22 protein-coding genes are annotated in these 24835 nt (G+C 45.6%); 2 read left to right on the forward strand and 20 right to left on the reverse strand.

Going from position 1 to position 24835, the window contains the following annotated elements; translation table 11 throughout:
- Positions 1-86: 86 nt before the first annotated feature.
- Positions 87-2291 (reverse strand): glycoside hydrolase family 13 protein, encoded by a 2205-nt coding sequence (locus RIL182_RS17330; protein WP_044998768.1) that lies wholly within the window; start codon positions 2289-2291, stop codon positions 87-89.
- Positions 2292-2558: 267 nt separating this feature from the next.
- Between RIL182_RS17330 and RIL182_RS17335 the strand changes: the two genes are divergently transcribed.
- Positions 2559-4436, forward strand: coding sequence for an HD-GYP domain-containing protein (locus tag RIL182_RS17335; RefSeq protein ID WP_006856330.1), 1878 nt, complete (start codon positions 2559-2561; stop codon positions 4434-4436).
- A 270-nt stretch (positions 4437-4706) separates the two neighbouring features.
- On the opposite strand, the gene RIL182_RS17340 is transcribed toward RIL182_RS17335, so the two are convergent.
- The 12 genes from RIL182_RS17340 to RIL182_RS17395 form a co-directional block, all read right to left on the reverse strand.
- The gene (locus tag RIL182_RS17340) at positions 4707-6398 is read right to left on the reverse strand and encodes a sulfate adenylyltransferase subunit 1 (RefSeq protein ID WP_006856329.1); all 1692 of its coding nucleotides are present in this window, start codon (positions 6396-6398) and stop codon (positions 4707-4709) included.
- Positions 6399-7298, reverse strand: a complete 900-nt coding sequence (gene cysD, locus RIL182_RS17345; RefSeq protein WP_006856328.1) for a sulfate adenylyltransferase subunit CysD — start codon at positions 7296-7298, stop codon at positions 6399-6401. It abuts the gene before it with no gap.
- A 28-nt stretch (positions 7299-7326) separates the two neighbouring features.
- Positions 7327-7641 (reverse strand): 4Fe-4S dicluster domain-containing protein, encoded by a 315-nt coding sequence (locus tag RIL182_RS17350; protein ID WP_006856327.1) that lies wholly within the window; start codon positions 7639-7641, stop codon positions 7327-7329.
- Entirely contained in the window at positions 7638-9353 is a 1716-nt protein-coding gene (locus tag RIL182_RS17355) for an adenylyl-sulfate reductase subunit alpha (protein ID WP_044998795.1), read from the reverse strand. The genes RIL182_RS17350 and RIL182_RS17355 overlap by 4 nt, the downstream gene beginning before the upstream one ends.
- Positions 9354-9450: 97 nt before the next feature.
- Positions 9451-10575 carry a sulfate/molybdate ABC transporter ATP-binding protein gene (locus RIL182_RS17360; protein WP_006856325.1) on the reverse strand — a complete coding sequence of 375 codons (1125 nt, stop codon included), beginning with the start codon at positions 10573-10575 and terminating at the stop codon, positions 9451-9453.
- An 81-nt stretch (positions 10576-10656) separates the two neighbouring features.
- On the reverse strand, positions 10657-11538 hold the full coding sequence (cysW, locus tag RIL182_RS17365) for a sulfate ABC transporter permease subunit CysW (protein WP_006856324.1): 882 nt from the start codon (positions 11536-11538) through the stop codon (positions 10657-10659).
- A gap of 51 nt (positions 11539-11589) precedes the next feature.
- A complete protein-coding gene (gene cysT, locus RIL182_RS17370) occupies positions 11590-12426 on the reverse strand; it encodes a sulfate ABC transporter permease subunit CysT (RefSeq protein ID WP_044998766.1) in 837 nt (278 codons plus the stop codon).
- A 17-nt stretch (positions 12427-12443) separates the two neighbouring features.
- Positions 12444-13505, reverse strand: a complete 1062-nt coding sequence (locus tag RIL182_RS17375; protein ID WP_006856322.1) for a sulfate ABC transporter substrate-binding protein — start codon at positions 13503-13505, stop codon at positions 12444-12446.
- 472 nt (positions 13506-13977) lie between these two features.
- The gene (gene ftsH, locus RIL182_RS17380; protein ID WP_006856320.1) at positions 13978-15804 is read right to left on the reverse strand and encodes an ATP-dependent zinc metalloprotease FtsH; all 1827 of its coding nucleotides are present in this window, start codon (positions 15802-15804) and stop codon (positions 13978-13980) included.
- Positions 15805-15817: 13 nt separating this feature from the next.
- Positions 15818-16348, reverse strand: a complete 531-nt coding sequence (gene hpt / locus RIL182_RS17385; RefSeq protein WP_006856319.1) for a hypoxanthine phosphoribosyltransferase — start codon at positions 16346-16348, stop codon at positions 15818-15820.
- A complete protein-coding gene (tilS, locus tag RIL182_RS17390) occupies positions 16338-17843 on the reverse strand; it encodes a tRNA lysidine(34) synthetase TilS (protein WP_006856318.1) in 1506 nt (501 codons plus the stop codon). The genes hpt and tilS overlap by 11 nt, the downstream gene beginning before the upstream one ends.
- Positions 17844-19685: a SpoIIE family protein phosphatase gene (locus RIL182_RS17395; protein ID WP_006856317.1), complete on the reverse strand. Its 1842-nt coding sequence runs from the start codon at positions 19683-19685 to the stop codon at positions 17844-17846. It abuts the gene before it with no gap.
- A gap of 321 nt (positions 19686-20006) precedes the next feature.
- On the opposite strand from RIL182_RS17395, the gene RIL182_RS17405 reads away from it, so the two are divergent.
- Positions 20007-20996, forward strand: coding sequence for an aldo/keto reductase (locus tag RIL182_RS17405; protein WP_006856315.1), 990 nt, complete (start codon positions 20007-20009; stop codon positions 20994-20996).
- 72 nt (positions 20997-21068) lie between these two features.
- Here the strand turns inward: RIL182_RS17405 and RIL182_RS17410 are convergent, their stop codons facing one another.
- From RIL182_RS17410 to RIL182_RS17440, 7 genes are all read right to left on the reverse strand, one after another.
- Entirely contained in the window at positions 21069-21371 is a 303-nt protein-coding gene (locus RIL182_RS17410; RefSeq protein WP_006856314.1) for a septum formation initiator family protein, read from the reverse strand.
- Between the two features lie 62 nt (positions 21372-21433).
- Complete coding sequence (yabQ, locus tag RIL182_RS17415; RefSeq protein ID WP_006856313.1) at positions 21434-21889, reverse strand: spore cortex biosynthesis protein YabQ; 456 nt, start codon at positions 21887-21889, stop codon at positions 21434-21436.
- On the reverse strand, positions 21886-22176 hold the full coding sequence (yabP, locus tag RIL182_RS17420; protein WP_006856312.1) for a sporulation protein YabP: 291 nt from the start codon (positions 22174-22176) through the stop codon (positions 21886-21888). Before yabP ends, yabQ begins: the two co-directional genes overlap by 4 nt.
- Positions 22177-22248: 72 nt before the next feature.
- Entirely contained in the window at positions 22249-22491 is a 243-nt protein-coding gene (locus RIL182_RS17425; RefSeq protein WP_006856311.1) for an RNA-binding S4 domain-containing protein, read from the reverse strand.
- A gap of 65 nt (positions 22492-22556) precedes the next feature.
- On the reverse strand, positions 22557-22832 hold the full coding sequence (locus RIL182_RS17430; protein ID WP_006856310.1) for an HU family DNA-binding protein: 276 nt from the start codon (positions 22830-22832) through the stop codon (positions 22557-22559).
- A 1-nt stretch (position 22833) separates the two neighbouring features.
- Positions 22834-23040 (reverse strand): hypothetical protein, encoded by a 207-nt coding sequence (locus RIL182_RS17435; protein ID WP_006856309.1) that lies wholly within the window; start codon positions 23038-23040, stop codon positions 22834-22836.
- Between the two features lie 19 nt (positions 23041-23059).
- The gene (locus tag RIL182_RS17440; RefSeq protein ID WP_006856308.1) at positions 23060-24796 is read right to left on the reverse strand and encodes a phospho-sugar mutase; all 1737 of its coding nucleotides are present in this window, start codon (positions 24794-24796) and stop codon (positions 23060-23062) included.
- Between the last annotated feature and the right edge of the window lie 39 nt (positions 24797-24835).

The following is a 24835-nucleotide window of genomic DNA, read 5'->3' on the forward strand; positions in this document are numbered from 1 at the left end:
GCGCTCTGACAAGAAAAGATTATAGCATAGCAGCTTCTATTATGCAAGTATTTTTTGTCCGAAAGCCATACCTTAAAACCTGAAAACTAATTTTCTGATCTGTCATACATCAAAATAACTGCGGAATATTTCTGCAGGCTTATTTTGAGTACTCCATCCGCAACTTCATACTGTTTTGGCATCAGTGAATAGCCCGTCTCATTTGAAATGATCACACGCTCTAACACTGCTTTTTTCGGTATTCCGCACTGCCATACTTCAAGTTCCACATCACGTTCCTGTTCCTTATTATTCACAAGGACAACAAACTGCTCCCTGCGGTTAAATCTCGCGTAACAAAGGAGATTATCATCTCCTCGGAGATTATCATCTCCTCGGAGATTATTGTCTCCTCGGAGATTATCGTCTCCTCGGAGATTATCGTCTCCTCGGAGATTATCGTCTCCTTTTAAAAACATAAGGGAACCGGTGCGGAGTGCTTCATGTTCTTTATGAATGCGGATAATATCACGATGAAAATCGATCAGGACAATGTCCTCTTTCCCCCATGGATAGGTACGTCTGTTATCCGGGTCTGTAAATCCGCAGAGCCCTGCCTCATCACCATAATAAATGGTAGGTGCACCCGGCCATGTCATCTGGACAACCACTGCCTCACGAAACACCGCCGGTTTAATTCCTTCCTCAGCAGCTGCCGTGCCAAGTGTTGCTGCACGTCCCACTTTTTCGTTAGTTCTTGTCATGAATCTGGAATGATCATGATTTGAAAGCTCATTCATGGCACACAAAAGCTGCGATGTCTGGAAACTTGCCATATAATGACGCATGGAGTCTTCAAAATCTTTCACGCTTCCCTTTAACTGTGGTTTTGCCTCATCGCTGTGTTTTTCCATACCGGTCAAAAACCAGGTCAGCGGCTCCATGAATGCATCATAGTTCATAACGGTATCCCACTGGTCACCTTTCTGGAGCCATTCCTTCGGGTCACCGTAATGCTCTGCTAAAATAATTGCATCCGGGTTTGCCGTTTTCACTGATTTACGGAAATCTCTCCAGAACTTATGGTTCATCTCCGGGGAATGTCCTAAATCTGCAGCAACATCAAGTCTCCAGCCATCCGCATTGTATGGCGGAGATACCCATTTTGCTGCAACACGCATGATATCATCATACAGTTTTTCAGAGCCTTCATAGTTGAGTTTTGGCAGCGTATCATGTCCCCACCAGCCCTCGTAGGTCGTATTGTACGGCCATGCAAACTGATCCTGGAAGCCAAAGAAATTGCGGTACGGACTGTCTTTGGAAACAAAGGCTCCATCCTCATAATCGCCGCTTACCTGATAGATTTCCTCGCGGTCAAGCCATTTATTAAATGATCCACAGTGATTGAACACACCGTCTAAGATCACTTTCATGCCACGCGCATGGATCTCTTCTACCAGCTCTGCAAAAAAACGGTTGCTCGCCTCAAGATTTTTCTTATTGGTCACACGGTTGATATAGCGTTCAGCCTTTCTGTTATCACTCACACCGTCTTTTAACAGCCCGCCGCCGTCCTCAACGATTTTTCCATAATGCGGGTCAATATAATCATAATCCTGGATATCGTATTTATGATTGGATGGGGACACAAATAATGGGTTAAAATAAATTACTTCCACACCCAGTTTCTGCAGATAATCCAGTTTCTGTCTGACACCCTCTAAGTCACCGCCATAAAACTCTGCCACGGAAAAATCAGACGGGCACTGATCCCAGCTGTCCATCTTTCTGCTGGTAGAACGGATATAATAGTACTCATCGGTCAGCACATCATTCGACGTATCGCCGTTGTAAAAACGGTCGACTAAGATCTGGTACATAACTGCACCCTTTGACCATTCCGGTGTTGAAAATCCCGGAATAATGCAGAAACGGTATTCGTCACGTTTTTCCTTGCTGACACCATAGCGGTCATAATATACATTTAACAGACCGCTTGCCACTTTAAAATAATAGTAAAACGGCTCCTCTCCGAGTGTGAATTTTACCTCATAATAATCAAAGGCTCCCTCGGTCTCTGTCTTTTTCATTTTATATTTTTTATCTCCGGTACACAGCCATACGATATCGACATTATCGCGCGCTGTACGGAAACGGACAGTCACTTCATCCCCTGCATCCGGTTCCACCGGCTGTCTGTAATCTGCCGTTCCATCCGAAAAAAGTGCATTCTTTTTTAACAGCGGACGCATCTGCATAATATATCTCTGTATACGGTTTAACTCATAAACTGATTCTTCCTGGTTCATGTAATCCCTATTTTCCTTTCTTTGCGAAAATTTACGAAAACTCTTCATTTATTATAACACAGAATGGTACTTTCGCAACGTCTAAAACTGCATTTATACAAATAATAACACACAAACAAGTCCACTGACCATAAAAATCTGAAAGACACTGCAAACCTTATATCCTGTTAGATATACATAATACCAGGACCTAAAATCTATTTACACAGATAATTTCACGTTATATAATTTTCGTATGGAATTTTTAATTTAAAGGAGGATCTCAGGTTGACTGACAGTGATATCAAGCTTTTTTTCGATGTCTATTTTAATAATTTTATCACCAGCATTTCCTGGGATGAACAGATTCATGCTCCGGCTGCAAAAGAAGAATGGATCAGATGCCTGAAAAACTGTGGGCGTTCAAGATATCAGCTTTGTATCGAGGATGATCTTTTATTCCATTCATTTTTCACGCACTTAAAAGAAGATAAATCTACTTTAAGCAACAGCCAGTATGATCTGGTCTTAAGCTATTGCCGTAAACTTTATTACAGCCAGTATAATGAGCCATCCCTGCAGCTTCGTTTTGCAAAAGAGCTGATTTCTCATTATGAAGCAAATAAAGATGTGGAGAGTCTTATTTTTCTCTACACCTGCGCCGCCTATTCCGCACTTCAGCTTTCCCGCACAGGCGATCATAAGATGGGGCTGCGCTCAAGTGACTATTACAAAAAAGTTGTAGCACTGCGCGATAAGATCGACACATTTCAGGTACCGGAAAGCCGCGATTATATTTTTGTCGCCTATGATAACCTGATCCGTGTTGAGCCGTTTCTTCACAATCTGCCGATTGAGGAGGCATATCAGTTCTTTTTAGAACTGATCGAACCGCGCAAGCAGGAAAAGTTCTGCCGTTACGATACGGTCAATCCGCGCATTCCCAAAATTGTAAATAAAACGATCAACAATTTTCTCTCCTGCGAAAATGACCTGCTGCTTTTTGATATTGAATTTCCGGATTCACTGCGGCTGCATTTATCCGAACTGACACTGCAGCATTATACCCAAGTCCTTAAGCACAAGGGTTCCATTTACGACTGTCCGCCCGCCCTCGTATTTCAATATTATCGTCTCATGGCAGAAGAAGAGGCATTAAGCTGGGACGAAGCTTATTCGGTCGTAGATGATTATTATACCCGAAAAAAAGAAATGATTCCGGATGAAACAGAACTGGATTATCTGTCCTTTTATGTGGATCTTCCAATTCTTCTGATGCACTTTCTGTCCCATACCACCCTTTCCGAGGCAGAAAAAGATCGCAGAAACCTCACTTACCGCAGTATGGTCATTCATTTTCTGTCGACAAGACATTACCGTCTGCACACATACTCGCAGTATGATGGTATGCGTATGGCATGTTTTCATCCAATCGTGCTTGATACGTTCCACCACCCGGTTGAAAAGACAAACTTTATCCTTGATCTGATCGTTTCTAGTCATCTGGCAACACTGACACACTCCGTTATGGTTTCCTATCTGGCGGAGGCGCTTTTAAAATATATTTTCGATGATAAGCCAGAGCTTCTGATCTGCCCGGCACTTGGTTCGACGGTTTCTGAAATTCAGAAAAACCGCACGCATATCATTGATTTCGCCGTGCAGGGTTCGATGCTTCACGATATCGGTAAAAACGGAATCGTCCCGATCATCAACACGCAGCACCGCAGGCTGACGGATTACGAGTTTGACCTGATCCGCATGCATCCGGAAACGGGAGCAAAGGATCTCGCCTCTGTTCCTGATTTTGCGTGTTATGCAGATATCGCACATGGACATCACCGCACTTATGACGGCACAGGCGGTTATCCGGATGACTTTGACATCCTCCATTCACCGTGCCGCCCGGTCATTGATCTCGTGCACATCTGTGACTGCCTGGATGCCGCTACGGATTACTTAAGCCGCAACTATCACAATGCAAAAGATTTTGATACCGTGCTTTCGGAACTGGCGGATGGCCGTGGCACACAGTATAATCCGAATATCATTGACCTGATCCTGGATCATCCGGATCTTCAGAAAGAGCTTGCCTCTTTAATCGGACCAAACCGCGAAAATATCTATTATGATGTATACCGCACTTTTGCGAACAAACAAAAATAACCATGCGATTTTAACCGCATGGTTATTTTTTCAGAAAAAAAGATAGCTATCGGCTAGCTATCTTTTTAGGAGAAGGTATTTTTACTATGGGGTATAGCAAAAAATATATATAATGTATTGGGGGGTTTTTACAGTAATTATAATAGCATGAGCGGCAGGATAAGTGTGCACAAATTTGAAGTTTTTTTACCGCCCAAACTATACAAAATAAACAGTACCTTAGTACCGGTTTAAAAACTGGTACTAAAATTATGCACAAACGATTGCGCATCAGATTTCCCAATAGTTTTCATGGAAGATCACTTTGCGGTAAGTTCCGAAGGTCAGCCAGTGGTTCCAGAATTCTGTATCCGTCTCTCCCTGTCCATATCCGTCTAAGAATGCCTGCAGATCTTTCTGCGATTTCACATTCACGGCAAATCCTCTTCCGTTGACAACCGGAACTCCTGAGTAGCGGTAATCTGCTAATGGAAGGATCGCCTCGATCTTATTGTCACGCACCTGTACGGCAGCCTGATCTCTTAAGATCAAAATATCAAAGTACTCCGGATATTCATAAGTCTCGCTCTTCGTCGGGATCTCATCTCCCACGGTGTAGGTCTTCTGCTCCGGTTTATGTTTCGCAATCAAAGATTTCTCCATGTTATAGTAAAACTCCTCGAAAATATCTCCGCGCGCTTTTAAGTCTCCGTAAACAAATACCGGTTCCTCTGTCTCATTGCCGCTTGCAAACTGCTCCACGACACCGCAGGCGGAAGTCATGTTGGTCACACGGTCGATTAAAATCAGTTCACCCATGGTCTTATGTTTTTTGAATACATCAAGCGGTATCTTTTCGTCTAACACAATGCTGCAGACTGCGATCTCATTTTTTCCCAATATATCGGTCGGATGATGCTCCCCGGTATTGACATCGATCTTATAGGAGATCTCTGTCACAGTTCCTGTGATCAGTTTGGTTCCGAGTTTGATAAAGTAATCGCCTCCGGCTGACAGGTTATTGTCATCCATCCAGAGAAGCGTTGTCGTAAATTTCTGCGCCGCCGTGATGCCGCTGCCATTTTCCAACACACATCCTCTTGAGACGTCGATCTCTTTGTCTAACTGGATCGTAACCGGCTGTCCGGTCTGTGCGGTATCCGCCTCTTTTCCGGCTACTAAAATGCTCTTTACACTGGCGGTCTCATTGCCCGGCAGTACCGTTAAGGTATCACCCACATGCACCTCTCCGGCCTCGATCTGTCCCTGGAAACCACGGAAAGTATGGTTCGGACGGCACACGCGCTGTACCGGCATATAAAATCCCTGCTCTTTTGCCTTTTCAGTCACATCGACTTCCTCAAGGTAAGTTAAAATCGGTTCGCCGGTGTACCATGGAATGTTATCGGATTTCTTTGTGACGTTATCGCCCTCTGTCGCAGATACCGGAATGATCTTGACGCTCTCCAGTCCAAGTTCGCCGGCAAGCTGTAAAATCTCTGCCTGGATCGCATTAAATTTTTCCTGGTCATAGCCGATCAGATCCATCTTGTTTACCGCAAATACAAAGTAGCGGATTCCCATCAGCGCACAGATCCTTGCATGACGTCTTGTCTGCACCAGCACACCCTGTGTCGCATCCAGAAGAATGATCGCAAGGTCCGCAAAGGAAGCTCCCACTGCCATGTTTCTGGTGTACTCTTCATGACCAGGTGTATCTGCCACGATAAAGCTTCTGCGGTCTGTTGTAAAATAACGGTATGCAACGTCGATCGTGATACCCTGTTCACGCTCTGCCATCAGACCGTCAAGCAGCAGGGAATAATCGATGGCCCCCTCTCTGCTTCCGACTTTACTGTCTAATTCGAGTGCTTTTTCCTGATCTGCATAAAGCAGTTTTGCATCGTATAAAATATGTCCGATCAGTGTGGATTTTCCGTCATCCACACTACCGCAGGTGATAAATTTAAGTAAACCTTTCATCTAGAAATACCCCTCCCTTTTTCTACGTTCCATGCTGCCTGCCGCCTCGTTGTCGATCACGCGGCTGGTACGTTCTGAAGATACGGCTGCAAGTGTCTCGTCAATAATCTCATCCAAAGTCTCCGCATCGGATTCCACACCACCGGTCAGCGGATAACATCCCAATGTACGGAAACGGACTTTTTTCATCTCCGGCTTCTCACCCTCACGGAATTTGAAGCGGTCATCATCCACCATAATGATGTTGCCGTCTCTGTATACGACCGGACGCTCTTTTGCAAAATAAAGCGGTACGATCTCAATGTTCTCACGTTTGATGTACTGCCAGATATCTTTTTCTGTCCAGTTTGAGATCGGGAAGACACGGATGCTCTCGCCTTTATTGATCTTGGTGTTATACAGTTTCCACATCTCCGGTCTCTGGTTTTTCGGGTCCCATGCCTGCGCCTCGTTACGGAAGGAGAAGATTCTCTCTTTCGCACGGGATTTTTCCTCGTCACGGCGGCCGCCGCCAAATGCTGCAGTAAACTCATATTTTTTAAGCGCCTGTTTTAATGCCTGTGTTTTCATGATGTCGGTGTAAGCGGAACCGTGGTCAAACGGGTTGATGCCGGCGTCCACACCTTCCTGATTGGTGTAAACTAACATCTCAATGCCGTTCTCTTTTGCGATGCGGTCACGGAACTCGATCATCTCACGGAATTTCCAGGTCGTATCGATATGTAAAAATGGGAAAGGCGGCTTCTCCGGGTAAAATGCTTTCATGGCGAGGTGCAGCATTACCGAGCTGTCCTTTCCTATGGAGTAAAGCATTACCGGTTTTTCGCATTCAGCAGCTACTTCGCGGATGATGTAGATCGCCTCTGCCTCCAGTTCGTCCAAATGTGATAATCCACTCATAAAATATCCTCCTCTATTTTGCTGTGTTTTAATATTTGTTGGCGTCTTTTTTATTGATCCGTACGACGGTCTTGTCGCCGTCGGGTGCGGTGACAGTCCAGAGGCGGTAGTCACCGTCCTCTCTGGTGGTCAGGGTGCTGCCTCTGCCGCCGATGTCGGCCCCTAAGAAGAAGTCTATGGCTTCGGCCCTGCATTCTTTGACGCAGGAGGTGCAGCCCCAGCAGTCTCTCGGCTCTTTGATGTATGCCTTGCCGTCTGCGTCTGCCTTGATCAGATTTCCCGGACAGACTTCGATGCAGCGTCTGCATTTTACGCATTTACTTTTATTGATCGCTATGCTCACAGGGTGCCTCCTTTCTGACCAAAATCCGGTGTCTGTGTCAGATCACGGAACAGAATTTTGATTTTACCGTTTTCATAGACGGAATTGACTGCTTTTTTATCCCAGTCATCTTTTGTTCCCGGATAGTCCATGTTCTGTCCGAAACCACGCCAGCGTGTCTCTTTCCGCGCTTTTAGATGTGCGATGACGCTTTTACATACGACTAAGCGTTCCTTTACTTCATAAATATGTAACAGGTCATCCGTATCTTTTGCGGTCAGATCTTTGGTCAGTGCGAAAAGCTGGTCAATTTTTTCTTCCGCGATATTGAGCTGTTTCTCATTGTAGCGGTAATTCGTTCCGATCCCGCCTGCGTAGGCATCCATGACTTTCTGCATGGCTTCCTCGATCTGTTCCGTGCCAAAGAATGATTTTTTCTCTGCAAAACAGGACTCATATTCCTGATCGACTGCCTGTGCCAGCTTTTCTAACTGTTCCTTTGAAGCCTGTCCTTCTGACTGCTGACCTTCCTCTTCCTGCTTCAGATCCTTTAGAATCGTCTCCGCCGCGATCTCGCCCTCCACGAGTGCTCCGGTCACATATTTCTGCGGGCATCCTCCGGCGACATCCCCGGCTGCATAAAGTCCTTTTAATGTGGTTCTTCTCGCATCATCGATCCAGTAGCCGCTTGCGGTATGACCACCCACGATGTAAGGCTCGGTGCCCTCGATCTCGACATCCTGCTCATTCGGCTCTTTTCCGCTCTCGATCCATTTTAAAGTCTGGCTCGGTGCCATATTTAAATATGCCTTTAACAGATCTTTGCCCTGCTCTTCCTTAATGCCTTCCGTATGCAGGTAACACGGGCCTCTTCCCTCCTGATTCTCCGCCACGGTACCGTAGACACGCTCCTCAGTCGTAATGCCATATTTCGTCTCATAGACCTCTCCGAGGGAGTTGATCTGTTTTGCCCCGACGCCCTGTGCGATCGTTCCGGTCGGTGCGATCGTATCTTTACAGCGGAGTGCAATAAAACGCATCTCAAAAGTCGTCATTTCTGCTCCGGCTAAAATTCCCATCGCGTATCCCGCTCCGGTGTTAAACGGCGGATACCACATCTTGTGTCTTGAAAATCCCGGATTGTTCGGGCGGTAAAGTCCTGCCGCTCCGCCGGTCGCACATAAAACTGCTTTTGCAGAAAAAATGTATGCTATCTTCTCATTGACGTCAAATCCGTATGCCCCGGTCACTTTATCCTGCTCTGTAATGTAATCCGTGATGTTCACATGATTGATGACTTTCACGTTTTTCTGTGCTTTCACGGCTTCCGCTAAGATCGGCTTGATGTTCTCGCCGTTGATCTTGATATTCCGGTTACCTCTTGTCACATATTTTCCGTTTTCATCTTTTAAAATAACAAGCCCTAACTCCTCTAACTTCGCTGTCACACGGTTGAGTCCCTGCGACATGGAGAGCAGCAGGTCTTTTCTCACAATGCCATTGGCATCCTTCGTGGCATAGTCGACATAATCTTCCGGCTTTCTTCCCTCCGTGATATATGCGTTCAGGGCATTGACGCCGGCTGCAAGACAGCCGCTCCTTATGATATTCGCTTTTTCCGCGATCACAACCTTAAGCTCCGGGTTTTGCTCTGCGATAGTCAGTGCCGCATAACAGCCGGAAGTTCCACCGCCGATGATCAGCACATCCGATGTAATGATTTCTGTTTTCATATAATTCTCCATTTCTGCGCAGTTTTTTGCGCATATCAAGTTTGTGCCGGAGCACAAATCTTGCGTGTGAAAAATCTTATTTTTCACACTGATCCCCTTAAATATAAAACAGCTTCTCTGTTTCAATATTGGCATTTTCTACAATGTTTACATTCTGTGTGCCGTTTTCACCTGCCGGGAATGCAAACACCTGATAAATGAACACATTGACACGCTCGCCCTCTGTGATCGATGCCTCCTCTAACCTGCGGTTTGCCACAAGCAGCACATCATGTACTCTTACATGAAGTTCGACCTCTCTGCCGCGAAACATCACGCGCTCCACAACACCTTCCTCCACGGAAGAAGAAAAGCGGCTCTGCTCTGTCTTTTTTGTGACACTCACATGTTCCGGTCTCACCACCGCATGAAGCCCCTCACCTAATTCCTCATACCCATGGAAGCTGGTGATATTGCTGATTCTGGTCGGACTTCCCATGAACTCTGTGACAAACGGTGTCTTCGGCTGGCTGTAGATTTCGATCGGCGTTCCCGCCTGTTCGATATGTCCATGGTTGGTTATGATGATCTCATCTGCAACCTCAATTGCCTCATCCTGATCATGCGTGACAAAAATGCTGGTGATGCCGACTCTCGTAATCATCTCCCGAAGCCAGCTTCGAAGTTCCTGACGTACTTTTGCGTCAATGGCTGCAAACGGTTCATCTAAAAGAAGAAGTTCCGGGTTCGGCGCTAAGGCTCTCGCAAATGCAACCCTCTGTCTCTGTCCGCCGGATAACTGGTTCGGATAGCGCTTCTCAAATCCCTTTAACCCGACTAATTCCACCAGTTCATCCACACGCCGTCTGATATCTGCCTTTTTCCATTTTTTTACATCCAGTCCAAATGCTATGTTATCATATACGGTCATGTAGCGGAACAGCGCATAGTTCTGAAACACAAATCCGATCCCGCGCTCACTCGCCGGTACATCATTGACGACTCTTCCATCAATGATGATTTCCCCCGAATCCGCATGTTCTAATCCAGCAAGCATTCGAAGGATCGTCGTCTTTCCGCTGCCACTCGGTCCGAGCAGCCCGATCAGCTTTCCTTTTCCAATTCCAAAATTGATGTCGTCGGATGCCTGAAAATCTTTATACTTTTTATTCACATGCCTAAGTTCTACATAATTTTGTTCCGCCATAATCCGCTCCATTTCCAGTAGTACATTTACTGCCATGCTGCACCAGCTGCTATGCTGCGCCAGCTGCTATGATGCCTTAACTGCGCTGCTGTTACTTTTCTTCTCTGGCAGCCCTGCCTACGCTTCTTTGCCCTTGTGCTCCAACACACTCCGAAGCACTAAGATCACGACTGCCATACACACTAAGATCGCCGATACCGCAAACGCTCCGGTAAAATCATATCCCTGATACAAAAGTTCAATGTAAAGCGGCATCGTATTTGTTTTTCCCTGAAGGTGACCGGACAAAACAGATACCGCACCAAACTCTCCCATCGCTCTTGCCGTACAGAGCACGATTCCGTAAAGCAATGCCCATTTGATATGTGGGAAAGTAATTTTCCGGAAAATCGTAAATCCGTTTGCTCCCATCAGTGCAGCCGCTTCCTCCTCGTCGGTACCAAGTGTGGAGAGCACCGGGATGATCTCCCTCGATATAAACGGAAATGTCACAAACACTGTTGCAACCACGATTCCCGGTACCGCAAAGATCATTTTGATCCCCGCCGACCGCAGATACTCATAAAGGATACTCTGCCGTCCAAAGGTCAGGATATAGATCAGTCCGGCAATAACCGGTGAGATTGTAAGCGGAAGATCAATCAGCGTTGACAAGATCTTTTTGCCATGAAACTGGAATCGCGTGATACACCAGGATGCCGCAATTCCAAATATGGTGTTGACCACCACCGCGATCAGCGTTACTTCCAATGTAAGACCGATTGCCTTTAATGCATAATAATCGGTGACTGACGCCACAAATACTTTAATGCCCTCCCCAAACGCTGTGACAAGGACGTAGGTGAGCGGCAGGATCAACATCACTATGAGAAATAATGTGCTGATACCGATTAAGATCCATTTAAGTGGCCCTGAATTTTTTCTGATCTCCATAGCTTTCTCCTTCCTGTGATCTGATTTCTGCAAAACCTGACAGATATTCTGCCTGTCTCCATACATCTATCCTGCAATTTAGCTGCTATGCAACCTGGCTGCTATGTAACCTGGTTGCTATGCAATTCCGCTGACGATCTTTGACGCCCGGCTTTGCAGCCATGCATTGATAAAAAGGATCACAAACGCTGCCGCTAACATGACAAGAGCGATCGAAGTTGCACTCGCATAATCAAATTCCTGAAGCTTTGACATGATCATCAGCGGTGCGATCTCTGTCTCATAAGGGGTATTTCCTGCAATAAATACCACGCTTCCATATTCGCCAAGTCCTCTCGCAAAGGACATCGTAAATCCGGCGATCAGGGATGGTAAAATCTCCGGCAGGATCACACGGAACATCGTCTGCCTGCTGTTTGCGCCGAGGATATTTGCCGCCTCCTCATACTGGATATCTATTTTTTCCAAAACCGGCTGCACCGCCCGCACAACAAACGGAATTCCGATAAACACCAGCGCCACGATGATTCCGAGTCTTGTATACGCGATCTTAATTCCGAACTTCTGAAAAAATGCTCCTACCCAGCCCTCCGTCGTGGTCAGGTGTGTCAGTGCGATACCGGCAACTGCGGTCGGCAGTGCAAATGGAAGTTCGATGATGCCATCCATGATCGCTTTTCCGGGAAAATCATATCTTACAAGCACCCAGGCGATGATCATACCCATGACCGCATCGATCGCCGCCGCCACGAATGCAGTAAAAAAACTGACTGCATAGCTCGATAACACACGCGGTCTTGTGATTGTATCAAGAAATTCAGGAAATGAAAGTTTTGCTGAAAATACAACCAGCGAACATAACGGAATAATCACGATCAGTCCAAGCATTGTTATGGTAACTCCAAAAGACAGTCCAAAACCCGGTATGACTCTTTTATTTTTACTTTTACGCATGCAATCCTCCCTCTTCACTACCTGTTACGTTCATAGATCGTGTCAAAGATACCGCCATCCGAAAAATGTTTCTCTATCACAGCATCCCATCCGCCAAAGTGACTGATATCTGCCATAGCAACATCCGTCACCATCCATTTTCCATCGGAAGGAACTTTTGTGATCTCATGTGTTCCCTCCTCCGTGTAAAACTGTTTTGCAATGTCCTGATCTGCCGGACGGTAATAATTTTCTCCTGCAAGCTTCTGTGCTTCATCGGAATACAGGTAATTCAAATATTCCTCCGCAACAGCCCGGCTGCATCTTCTGTCAACCACTTCATCTACAACAGCTACCGTCGGCTGACAAAGCACCGATGCCGATGGAACAACGATCTCGTATTCTCCCGGTTCCTCCTGCATGGATAAAAATGCTTCATTCTCCCATGCAATCAGGACGTCACCCTGGCCATTCTCAATGAATGTGGTCGTTGAACCGCGTGCCCCGGAATCTAAGACCAGCACATTCTGATATAGTGTTTTCATATGCTCTGTGATGTTTTCCTCACTCTCGCCCTGTCCTTCAAAATAATACCATGCCGCGAGATAATTCCACCTTGCTCCACCGGAAGTCTTTGGGTTCGGAGTGATAACACTGACATCCGATCTTAAAAGGTCATCCCAGTCTTTGATCTGTTTTGGATTTCCCTTTCTCACAAGGAATACGATCGTTGAGGTATAGGGAGCACTGTCGTCCGGAAACTCTGATGTAAATCCCGGATCGATCAGCCCGGAATCGGAGATCGTCTTGATATCACCCTCTAATGCAAGTGTTACCACATCGGCGTCAAGGCCGTTCGCAACCTCCAATGCCTGTTTTCCGGAACCGCCATGGGACTGGATGATCCTTACCTTCTGCCCGGTCTGCTCTTCCCAGTGTTTTTCGAACAAGGTATTGTAGGCCTGATATAATTCTCTGGTCGGATCGTAGGAAACATTGACGATCTCTACTGTATCCGCATCTGCCACACTGCCGCATCCGGCGAATGTTCCCATTGCAAGCATTGCTGCTGCAAGGATTGCTGCCATCCTCTTTCTCATTGTCCCTCCACTCCGTAAAACCTGCGTCACGCACAGGTAAAATCTGTGTCTGCTGTCCTGTAAAACTGTCTTAATATCTTATCATCTGTTCCTTTATTTTTTCTTTTTCATATATTTCCTATAAGATTACTAGGATTATAACTTTAGTTCGCTGATGTGTCAAGATATAATTGGAAAATTTTTTCAATTATTTATGGGGTTGTGTATTTCAAAAGATGTGCTCTGATTACAGATTAAAAAATGACAAAAAAAATGAAACCTGGGGTCAGGTTCCATTTTTAGGAGAAGGTATTTTTACTATGGGGTATAGCAAAAACTATATATAATGTATTGGGGGGTTTTTACGGTTATTATAATAGCATGCCCCCGCAAATAAGTGTGCACAAAGTTCACAATTTTTCATCATTGTTTTTATGCATATTGTACAGTACCTTGGTATCATATTTTTGTGAGAACAGAAAAATATGCACAATTACTTATCAAATAACGCCTCAAACTCCTTCTGGCTGATTTTTTCTTTCTCCAAAAGAAGGTTTGCACAGGCATCTAATACATCACGGTGATCCATGATCATCTGCTTTGCTTTTGCGTAACACTCATCGATGATGCGCTTGATTTCCTGATCGATTGCACTTGCCACGCCCTCACTGTATCCTCTGGTGTGTGCAAGGTCGCGTCCGATGAATACCTCATCATCATCGTTGTCATAGCAGATCAGACCGATGTTATCCGACATACCGTATTTGGTAACCATGGCTTTTGCCATCTGTGTCGCCTGTTTGATATCCTGTGATGCCCCGGTTGTAATATCATCAAATACCAGTTCTTCCGCCACACGTCCGCCAAGTGATACGACGATATCCTGTAACATCTTGCCCTTCGTGTTGAACATCTCATCCTTTTCCGGCAGAGGCATCGTATATCCTGCTGCACCGCTTCCGGTCGGAATGATCGATACCGAATAGACAGGTCCCACATCTGGTAATAAGTGGAATAAAATCGCATGACCGGATTCATGGAATGCCGTGATCCGTTTCTCTTTGTCAGAGATCACACGGCTCTTCTTCTCCGCGCCGATGCCCACTTTTACAAAAGATTTTTTGATATCATCCTGCTTGATATACGCACGGTTCTCTTTTGCAGCAATAATTGCCGCTTCATTCAACAGATTCTCAAGATCCGCACCGGTAAATCCCGCTGTGGTCTGTGCGATCTGTTTTAAATCAACATCATCGCCCAGCGGCTTGTTCTTCGCATGTACGCCAAGGATTTCCTCCCTTCCGCGTACATCCGGACGGCCGACGACCACTTTACGGTCAAAACGTCCCGGACGCATGATCGCCGGGTCTAAGATATCCACACGGTTGGTTGCAGCCATGACAATAATACCCTCATTGACACCAAATCCGTCCATCTCAACAAGCATCTGGTTTAAGGTCTGCTCACGCTCATCGTGACCGCCGCCCATACCGGTTCCTCTTCGTCTGGCCACTGCATCGATCTCATCGATGAAAATGATACACGGCGCATTTTTCTTTGCTTCCTCGAAAAGGTCGCGGACTCTCGATGCACCGACACCGACGAACATCTCGACAAAGTCAGAACCGGAAATAGAGAAAAACGGTACTCCTGCTTCCCCTGCAATCGCCTTTGCAAGCAATGTCTTACCGGTACCAGGAGGTCCCACCAAAAGCACGCCTTTCGGGATTCTTGCACCGAGCTGCGTATATTTCTTTGGAGCGCGTAAGAAATCAACGATCTCCTCTAACTCTTCTTTTTCTTCCTGTAATCCTGCGACATCAGAAAACTTCACACGTTTTGCCGGATCGTCACTCATTCTTCTCGCACGGCTCTTGCCAAAGTTCATCATCTTGCTTCCGCCGCCTGAGTTTGCTGCAGCCTGATTGGTCATGATCATAAAGAAAATGAACATGGCAGCAAAAATGATCAGATATGGAAGCAATGTCAAAAGCCAGCTCTCCTCCGGCGGATTCTGCACGGTATAAGTCTTAAATCCCGCATCCCGCATATACTGCTCGATCTCTGCCACATCTGAGACAAGCATCACCTGCGTACTCGAATCACTGAATGTAATGTTCACACTTCCTGTCGGCACTTCACGATTCGGCACAACATTAACCTGTGTTACCTTGCCCTCTGCCAATGCCGTCTCAAACTGCTGTCTTGTATACGTGTTGGTCACGTTATTGCCATCGAGCCAGTACCAGATTGCAATGACAGCGAGAACTAATATCAGATATACTCCAAATCCTCTAAAACCACTTCTCTTATTATTCAATCCCTTTTCTCCTTTATTCCTCTATCTCCACAAATCCAATGTAAGGCAGATTACGGTACTGCTGATTATAATCAAGACCATAACCTACTACAAATTCGTCCGGTATCTCAAATCCGACATAGTCAACCTTCACATCCACAACTCTGCGTTCCGGTTTGTCAAGAAGTGTACACAGACGGACACTCTTTGGACTTCTTGTTTTCAAATTCTCCAGAAGGTAGCTTAAAGTTCTTCCTGTATCGATAATGTCCTCAACAACAATGACATTCTTTCCTTCAATGCTGGTTGATAAATCCTGCACGATCTTTACGATTCCGCTGGATTCCGTACCGGAGCCATAACTTGAAACAGACATAAATTCCACTTCTACCGGAACGGTGATCCTCTTTGCCAGCTCACAGGTAAAGAAAGATGCTCCCTTTAAAATACAGATCAGGCATACGGATTCCCCTGCATAATCCTCACTGATCCTTGCACCTAATTCTCTGATCTTTTTGTCAATCTCTGCTTCCGTAAAATGAACGTTAATGTTTTTAATCTTCACGATAATTTCCTCCGTCGATCCTTACTTCCAGAATCTTTTTTGTATCTTCTTTTATTTTGCAGACGGCGCTGATCCGCCCGCCAATGACCCATAACACATGCGACTGCTGCGCTAAAAGCCATATGTGCTCTCTTTTTATCTGCGGTATCTTTTCGTCAATAAAATAGCTTTTCAGTTTCTTTTTGTGTCCCGCATCATCCACCGTCAGATAATCTCCCGATGCCCTTCTCCGAAACTGCAAGCCACATTCTATCCTATCATAATTCAGCCATTTCGTATACTGATTTTTTGGAATTTCGTCAACTTTTCCCGAAAATAAAAGCAGTCTGAGGCTTACATTGGCATCCGGCAGTGTGATACTTACCGTTTCTCCTGCCTCAAGTTTTGCAAAATCATCTGCCGTAACCTCATAAAATGACTGAGAAGCACCTGCTGCACCTTCTGTTTCACATCCACCTTTCTCCTGCCATGTTCCCGTGCCAGCTTTGTGCGTCCCTCTCCGGCACAATCTTACCCCCTCATAGATCCGGCTCGCCGTCATCTGATACGGAAGCGTGATCTCCCGTCCGGTCTGTTTCTCCATCAGTGCACAGACATCCTGCACATGCACCATGCCAAGATCTTTCCGGCTGCCGGCAGTCTTTCCAAGCACCTCATGAACGATTTCCTGTCTTATGATCTCCGGATACTGCTTCCACTCATTTTCTAAAATAACATATGCACCGCCCCCGCCAATGCAGCATGTCTGCACGGCTTTTTTTGTTTCCTGTTCCATATAACTGACCGCCTGCTGCAAAAGCAGTGCACTCTGATTGATATGAGAAACTGCCTGCTCGTTAATTACCGAAAGTTCAGGCAGAATATGATGACGGATGCGGTTTCTGCTGTAATTGATATCCAGATTGGTGCCATCCGTCCGGTACTCCTGCCCACACTTTTTCAGATACTCCTCGATCTGTCCCCTCGACACACAAAGAAGCGGACGCACAATCAAAATGTCATCTCCCAGCACCCGTTTCGGGTGCATACCGCACATTCCATGCACACCGCTTCCCCGCGCCATCTGAAATAAGACGGTCTCAGCATTGTCGTTCGCATGATGCGCAAGGGCAATGCTGACACGGCCAGCTCCACTCTGTTTCAGCTCTTCTGCTGCCTTTTGATAACATTCATAACGCAGTATCCTCGCAGCTTCCTCAACACCGATTCCCTCTGTGGCTGCATAGTCCGGCACATTGACCGGACATATCCTGCATGGGATATTTTTCTGCCTGCAGAGTTCCTCCACAAACGCTGCATCCTTTCTGCTCTCCTCACCGCGGATCCCATGTTCCACATGAATTGCCAGAAGTGTATAGCCGATCCTCTGGCGCAGTTCCAAAAGCACGAGTAAAAGTGCCACCGAATCCGCTCCGCCGGAGAGTCCCACGATCACGGTGTCCCCTTCTGTCATCAGTTTTTCTTTTTTGATCCAGTTTAATACATCTTCTGTCATTTATTTTTCCCAGATACATGCCGCTAACACGGTCATATCATCCTTCGCCTTTCCTCCCGTAAAAAGCATGACGCGCTCCATGATTTTCTTTGCCAGTATCCCCGGATTATTGGTCTGTATGCTCTCTATGATCTCCTGCATGGTATCCTCCGGTTTTTTCACATGCAGATATTCTAACACACCATCCGTTACCATGACAACAAAATCACCGCCCGTTAGTTTTGTTTCCTGCACAGAGATATCCATCTGTACCTGCGCTCCAACCGGCAGACTCTGGGAAGTGATACATTCCACCTCCGCCCCCCTCTTAATAAAGGTAGCTGCTGCCCCGATCTTATATAACTTCGCCATTCCCGTATACAGATTGATCTTGCAGAGATCGACCGTTGAATACAAATCATCCGCTCCTTTCATGACCATCGCGGAATTCATCATGCGGATCGCCGTCTCAACAGAAAATCCCGCCTCCAAAAAACGTTCAACCAGATCTAAGACCATCTCACTCTCTTTACATGCCATGCTCCCTGATCCCATTCCATCTGAAAGTCCAAGCAGAAATTCTCCACGCTCTAACTCCAGAAAAGAAAAATTATCCCCCGATATTTTTGCCCCGTCCTTTTTGACTCGCGCGATTCCCTGTACATTACGGTACACCGTGTCCTCATAAAAAACATAGTTGACCGGTTCCTTTGAGATAAAGGTTTTTGTGTCGGCTGCCGCCCGCATCTGCCTGCCTAATGCATGTCCCGCCGCAGTCACAAATGATTTCAGGGAAATACAGCCCCCCATTCTGCTCTTTAATGCCGCACTCAGTTTTAATCTGCCGTCAAGAGTCTCGATCAGATGTATTTCCTCAATGGAAATTCCCCTTTCTTTTGCCCGGTAACGTATCTCAGAGATCGCTCTTCTCTCCTGTGTATCGAGCACACGTTCTTCTCTTGCACAGTCCTGCATGATATAAGCCATGGCATCGAGCTGTTCCGCGATCACCTGCCTGTTTTCCAAAAGACGGTTGTACCACGCATGATTTAAGCTGACACGCTCAAACACACGCACCGCCTCCTCCACCATATCCCGGCTTTTCGCACAGTACTTCTTTAACTCCGCCTCATTTTCCGCCCCCGGCTCTCCCACCTGCCAGATGGATGTGATCATTGAAGACAAAATTCCATAAAGCGGTGTGCAGTCCCTCTCCCAGCAGAGTGCGCAGGAATCACAGGAGGCACATACTTTTCCGGTCAGTTCGTTTTGTACCCTGCCAAGCTCATCCGCAGCATATTTTTCTTTTCCTGCACTCATATTTAAAAATATCTGGGACAGCCCCTGAAAAGACTCCGCATAATTTTTGAGCCGCTCGCCATTTCCCCGCTCCGGCAGTTCCTCTGTTTTCCGTTGCACCGGCGTCCACTCCATCAGGAAATGTATACCGCGGTTTAAAAGGATTACCGCACCAAAAATAAAGACTGCCTCCAAAAATACCGCTGCCCCGTCCGGCTGGTTTTTCCATTCCAGGAGACTTCCGCAAAACGATAAGATCAGTGTGGTAAGTCCCGCCATCACACCTGCCAAAAATGCCGGACACCCTTCATTTGCCCATTCGATCAGCTTCACTGCACCGATCATAACGATCAGTGTCACCCCGTATTTTACCGCTGCGGTCAGCGGCATAAACAGAGTCATTCCTATGTACATAAAAGCAAGCAGCACAACTCCGTTTACCTGTTCTAAATAGAGTGCGGTAAAATATGCCGGCACAAGCGGATAACATCCCATCACACTGACTCCACATGCCAGGCTCCCGAGTATTCCAAATATCATTTGTCTGACTCCCGTCTTTTTCATTCCTTTTCTCCTTACACTTTCTTATTTCTCCCTCCAACCACGGCATTTTGTCTGCCGGATTTTTTCGGGTGCATCCCATTATAGGAGTCCGAAATAAAAATCTTTGTCAAAGGAAATCCCGATTTCAAAAAAGTTTTCGCCAAAATCCCTTTTTCGATGTCCTTTCGAGGGAGTTCAAAACAGTTGATTATTTTTAGGAATTTCACATTGCTCTCACACCTCATTCAGGTTTTGCGGTATAATGAATGCAAGTGAGTCAACATGCCTGCATGATTGACGAACGGCGAATTGGATTAATAAAGCATTTAAGGAGATGGAAAAATGTACACAGCAGACAGTAAACGTTATGAAACCATGCAGTATAACCGCTGCGGAGCAAGCGGTTTAAAACTTCCGATCGTATCTTTGGGATTATGGCATAATTTCGGTGATACCGGATGTTACGATAACATGAAGGCAATGTGCCACACCGCATTCGACCACGGCATTACCCACTTCGATCTCGCTAACAATTACGGACCTGCTTACGGAAGCGCTGAGCGCAATTTCGGTCAGATTTTAAAAGATGATTTTCTGCCTTACCGTGACGAGCTTCTGATCAGCACGAAAGCAGGTTATGATATGTGGGAGGGGCCTTACGGCAACTGGGGAAGCCGCAAGTACCTGATTGCAAGTTTAGACCAGAGCTTAAAGAGACTTGGTCTTGAATATGTCGATATCTTCTACCATCACCGCATGGATCCGGAAACACCGCTTGAAGAGACAATGGGTGCACTTGATTCTATCGTAAAAAGCGGCAAGGCACTTTATGTCGGACTTTCTAACTATGACGGACCGACCTTAAAGAAGGCAGCGGCTATTTTGAATGACTTAAAATGTCCGTTCATCATCAACCAGAACCGTTATTCGATCTTTGACCGTACCATTGAAGAGAACGGCTTAAAGGAAACTGCCCATGACCTGAAAAAAGGTATCATTGCATTCTCTCCTTTAGCCCAGGGCATGCTGACCAACCGCTACTTAAACGGTATTCCAGCGGACAGCCGTATCGCAAAAGACGGACGGTTCTTACATGAATCTTCCTTAACACCGGAACGTCTCAGTCAGATCAAAGCATTAAATGAACTGGCAGGACAGCGCGGTCAGACACTCGCTGAAATGGCATTAAGCTGGATCTTAAAGGACGACCATGTGACAAGCGTACTGATCGGTGCTTCAAAACCGGAACAGATTTTAGACAATATCGGTATCATCGGACATACTTCTTTCTCCAAAGAAGAGCTGGATAAAATCGACGCCATCGTAAAATAGAAGGTAACAAAAAACCAGTTCCATCTGCGTCATACGCACATCATGGAACTGGTTTTTCATTTTGTTATTTTATCATTTCGCTTCCTTGAAGATGATCTCATTATCATAGGCAAGTCCTAATTTACTCTTTGCAGTATCTTCCACATACTGCTGGGACTTTGTATACGTCTCATAGCTGCTCAGCTGTTCTCCCCTTGCGGTTTCTTCCTCTAACTGTTTCTGAAGCGACGCCTCCTGCTGCATGTATTCCTGATCTTTCTGGTAAACTCTGATGATCTGGACAGACATTACCGCAACAAACGCAATGACGATCATTCCAATACAAAGCTTTCCTGCTCTGTTATTATTTTTTTTCCGACGTCCCCTACCTGCCATATCTGTTTCCTTCCATCTGATATACCGCTGTCCTGACTGTTTTTCACAAACGTCCCGTCAGGCTATAGTTTACATAATCCAATTTTAACTGCTCTGCACACTTTTTTCAATCGTTTTCTGAAAAAATGTATAATTTTTTTCCCATGTTTTCTGAATGGTAGTAAAATAGTACCAAATATTTTGCCGAGCAGACCAAAAACCGTCCCAAAGACCATCACATTGATCCGTATGACAAACCGGCTGAGCAGAAAATAGTAGAGCAGCATGCCAATCATGATGCCGCCTATGGAAAATCCCCGCACCATGCCGTCATTTTCCCGATACAGCATCACAAAAACTACAGCAGTACAGCAGAGCCAGTAAAAAAAATCCTCCACACCGATCCAGAAATTCCCGTGTGGCACGACTCTGCGAAATATCCGGAAAATATCATATAAAAGAAACAATGCACCGCCAATCAATATGGATACCCCAAGCGAGGCTGCCTGCTCACTGATTGCTGCGCTGACAGCCATCATTTGAACAGCCTTCCTAAAATAGATTCAGCCTGTTTTCCTGTATTTTTGATATCGGAATACGTCAGGGAATCGATTCTTCCTTCAATATCAATTTCACCTTTTTCCAGGGTAAGACGGTTCACATGAAGATCATGTCCTTTTATTAAAAGCATGCCAAGTTCTGTCTCTAACAGAATCTCTGCCACATCAAATGACAACACGTCCACCACGCCGGAAAAAGCTCCGCTTTTGCGGTTTGCAAGCAGTACCTTATGTGACTTTGTCACATTTGTATTTTTATCATCCATCCTAAGACCTCCTGATATTTATTGGCGGAAATATCTATTACCGTTTCTAAATATATTAGAAGGTGCCTGCTTTTATGCTATATATTCAAATAAATCTTTTGCCTGTTCTTTTTTCGTGGTATCCAACAGATCAAGTACACGCACTTTTACGGTTTTCGTTCCAAATGCGATCTCAATGATATCCCCGACTTTGACATTGACCGATGCCTTCGCCGGTTTTCCATTTACAGATACCCTTCCCGCATCACACGCCTCGTTTGCCACCGTGCGGCGTTTGATTAGACGGGATACTTTTAAAAATTTATCGAGTCTCATAGTAATCCTCCAACAAAAAAGCGGATCCCACAACCGGAACCCGCTTAGAATCTTTTCTGTTATGATTATGCGTTAACCATATCTTTTAAAGCTTTACCAGCTTTGAATTTTGGAGCTTTAGAAGCCGGAATAACCATCTCTTTACCGCTCTGTGGGTTTCTTCCTGTTCTTTCTGCTCTCTCAGATACTTCGAATGTTCCGAATCCAACTAACTGGATCTTCTCACCTTTTTTTAATTCTTCAGCTACAACGTCTGTGAAAGCTTTTAATGCTGCTTCTGCGTCTTTTTTGCTTAATTCAGTTTTCTCAGCCATTGCTGCAACTAATTCTGCTTTGTTCATGTTAAAAATTCCTCCTCTGGATTTTCACAGTAAATTTAATTTTGCGGTTTTCTGATGCACCAATCCCTGACGGATATCCGTACACTGTAATACCTACTTCATTATTTATACTTGTTTTTACTTCTGTTGTCAAGGAAAATCCCCGAAATATGGGCATTTTTAGTTCAGAAAATGCCTGCCTGTAAACAGTAACCATTTTTACAAACATTTTCTATCCAGAATTCGTATTAAAGCATTTTATCGATCATCGCATGTACTGCTTTTGAAAGATCCGCTGATTTCTGATCTGCATCCGCAAGAGATGTTCCTTTTACACCCAGATAAAACTTCACTTTTGGCTCTGTACCAGATGGTCTTACACATACCCATGCACCATCTGTCATCTCATAGTAAAGAACATTCGAAGCCGGCAGTCCGGTCGGTGTTACCTTGCCTGTTGCAAGATCTGTAACCGTGTCTTTCTTGTAATCACGGATTGCAGTTACTTTATAAGCGCCGATCTCCTGTGGTGCCTGATCACGCAGCGTATTCATGATCTCCTGGATCTTTGCAAGTCCCTCGATACCCTTTAAGGTGATAGATGTCACATCATCTTTGTAATAGCCGTATCTCTCATACATTGCAAGCATTGCATCCCACAGTGTCATATTCTTTGTCTTATAGTAAGCAGCTGCTTCGCAGAGTGTCATGGATGCAACGATCGCATCTTTATCTCTCGCATAGGTTCCTGTCAGACAGCCGTAGCTCTCTTCCATACCAAACAGATAGGTTCCTTTTCCAGTCTTCTCGAACTCTAAGATCTTCTGTCCGATAAACTTAAATCCGGTCAGTACCTCTACCAGCTCGATTCCGTAATAGTCAGCGATCGCATCTGCCATATTCGTAGAAACAATGGAACGGATAAATGCACCGTCAGCCGGCAGGCTTCCATCGCGCTCCTTACGCTGTCCAATCACATAATCACCGATCAGGCAGCCGGACATATTACCGGTTAAGCTGTGATATTCCCCTGTTTTGCTGTCCTTTACATACACGCCGAGACGGTCTGCATCCGGATCTGTTGCAAGGATCAGGTCTGCATCGACTTTTTTGCCGAGGGCAAGTCCAAGTTCAAATGCCTCTGCTGCTTCCGGGTTCGGGTAGCTTACGGTCGGGAAGTCTCCATCCGGCAGCTCCTGCTCCGGAACAACGTATACATTTTTAAAACCAAGTTCTTTTAATACGCGGCGTACCGGAATATTTCCGGTTCCATGTAACGGTGTGTATACGATCTTTAACTCTCCGCCCACTTTATCAATGCAGTCCTGATGCAGCACCAGTTTCTTTAACTCTGCAATATACGGATCGTCGATATCTGCGCCGATCACCTGATAGAGTCCTGCTGCCTTTGCCTCATCAAGCGGCATGGTCTTTACCGCTGCGTAATCAGTTACTTTTTTTACTTCATCCATGATTCCGGTATCATGTGGAGGTGTAATCTGTGCACCATCCTCCCAGTATACTTTATATCCATTGTATTCCGGCGGATTGTGGCTTGCGGTCACATTGATTCCGGCGATACATCCTAATTTACGCACTGCATAGGAAAGTTCCGGTGTCGGTCTTAAAGATTCAAATACATACGCTTTGATTCCGTTTGCTGCCAGACAGAGTGCCGCTTCATCTGCAAACTCCGGTGACATATGACGGGAATCATAGGCAATGGCAACACCGCGTTTCTGTCCGTTTACCCTGCTGATATAATTGGCAAGTCCCTGTGTAGCCTTGCGCACGGTATAAATGTTCATGCGGTTGGTTCCGGCTCCGATCACACCACGAAGTCCGGCTGTACCAAATTCCAGATCCATATAAAAACGGTCTTCGATCTCTTTTTCATTTCCCTCAATACTTTTCAGTTCATTTCTGGTATCCTCGTCAAAATAAGGATTGTTCAGCCAGCTCTCATAATTTTCTTTGTATCCCATTTTTCTTTCCTCCCATACTTACTTATGATTCTATTTTTA

It is taken from the genome of Roseburia intestinalis L1-82 (assembly GCF_900537995.1).
GTDB lineage: Bacteria > Bacillota > Clostridia > Lachnospirales > Lachnospiraceae > Roseburia > Roseburia intestinalis.

Excerpts from the sequence above, each read along its gene's own strand:
- RIL182_RS17330 (WP_044998768.1), bottom strand. The coding sequence starts at position 2,291 with ATGAACCAGGAAGAATCAGTTTATGAGTTAAACCGTATACAGAGATAT.
- RIL182_RS17340 (WP_006856329.1), bottom strand. The coding sequence starts at position 6,398 with ATGAAAGGTTTACTTAAATTTATCACCTGCGGTAGTGTGGATGACGGA.
- cysD (WP_006856328.1), bottom strand. The coding sequence starts at position 7,298 with ATGAGTGGATTATCACATTTGGACGAACTGGAGGCAGAGGCGATCTAC.
- RIL182_RS17355 (WP_044998795.1), bottom strand. The coding sequence starts at position 9,353 with ATGAAAACAGAAATCATTACATCGGATGTGCTGATCATCGGCGGTGGA.
- RIL182_RS17360 (WP_006856325.1), bottom strand. The coding sequence starts at position 10,575 with ATGGCAGTAAATGTACTACTGGAAATGGAGCGGATTATGGCGGAACAA.
- cysW (WP_006856324.1), bottom strand. The coding sequence starts at position 11,538 with ATGTATGGAGACAGGCAGAATATCTGTCAGGTTTTGCAGAAATCAGAT.
- cysT (WP_044998766.1), bottom strand. The coding sequence starts at position 12,426 with ATGCGTAAAAGTAAAAATAAAAGAGTCATACCGGGTTTTGGACTGTCT.
- RIL182_RS17375 (WP_006856322.1), bottom strand. The coding sequence starts at position 13,505 with ATGAGAAAGAGGATGGCAGCAATCCTTGCAGCAGCAATGCTTGCAATG.
- tilS (WP_006856318.1), bottom strand. The coding sequence starts at position 17,843 with ATGACAGAAGATGTATTAAACTGGATCAAAAAAGAAAAACTGATGACA.
- RIL182_RS17395 (WP_006856317.1), bottom strand. The coding sequence starts at position 19,685 with ATGAAAAAGACGGGAGTCAGACAAATGATATTTGGAATACTCGGGAGC.
- RIL182_RS17405 (WP_006856315.1), top strand. The coding sequence starts at position 20,007 with ATGTACACAGCAGACAGTAAACGTTATGAAACCATGCAGTATAACCGC.
- RIL182_RS17410 (WP_006856314.1), bottom strand. The coding sequence starts at position 21,371 with ATGGCAGGTAGGGGACGTCGGAAAAAAAATAATAACAGAGCAGGAAAG.
- yabQ (WP_006856313.1), bottom strand. The coding sequence starts at position 21,889 with ATGATGGCTGTCAGCGCAGCAATCAGTGAGCAGGCAGCCTCGCTTGGG.
- yabP (WP_006856312.1), bottom strand. The coding sequence starts at position 22,176 with ATGGATGATAAAAATACAAATGTGACAAAGTCACATAAGGTACTGCTT.
- RIL182_RS17425 (WP_006856311.1), bottom strand. The coding sequence starts at position 22,491 with ATGAGACTCGATAAATTTTTAAAAGTATCCCGTCTAATCAAACGCCGC.
- RIL182_RS17430 (WP_006856310.1), bottom strand. The coding sequence starts at position 22,832 with ATGAACAAAGCAGAATTAGTTGCAGCAATGGCTGAGAAAACTGAATTA.
- RIL182_RS17435 (WP_006856309.1), bottom strand. The coding sequence starts at position 23,040 with ATGTTTGTAAAAATGGTTACTGTTTACAGGCAGGCATTTTCTGAACTA.
- RIL182_RS17440 (WP_006856308.1), bottom strand. The coding sequence starts at position 24,796 with ATGGGATACAAAGAAAATTATGAGAGCTGGCTGAACAATCCTTATTTT.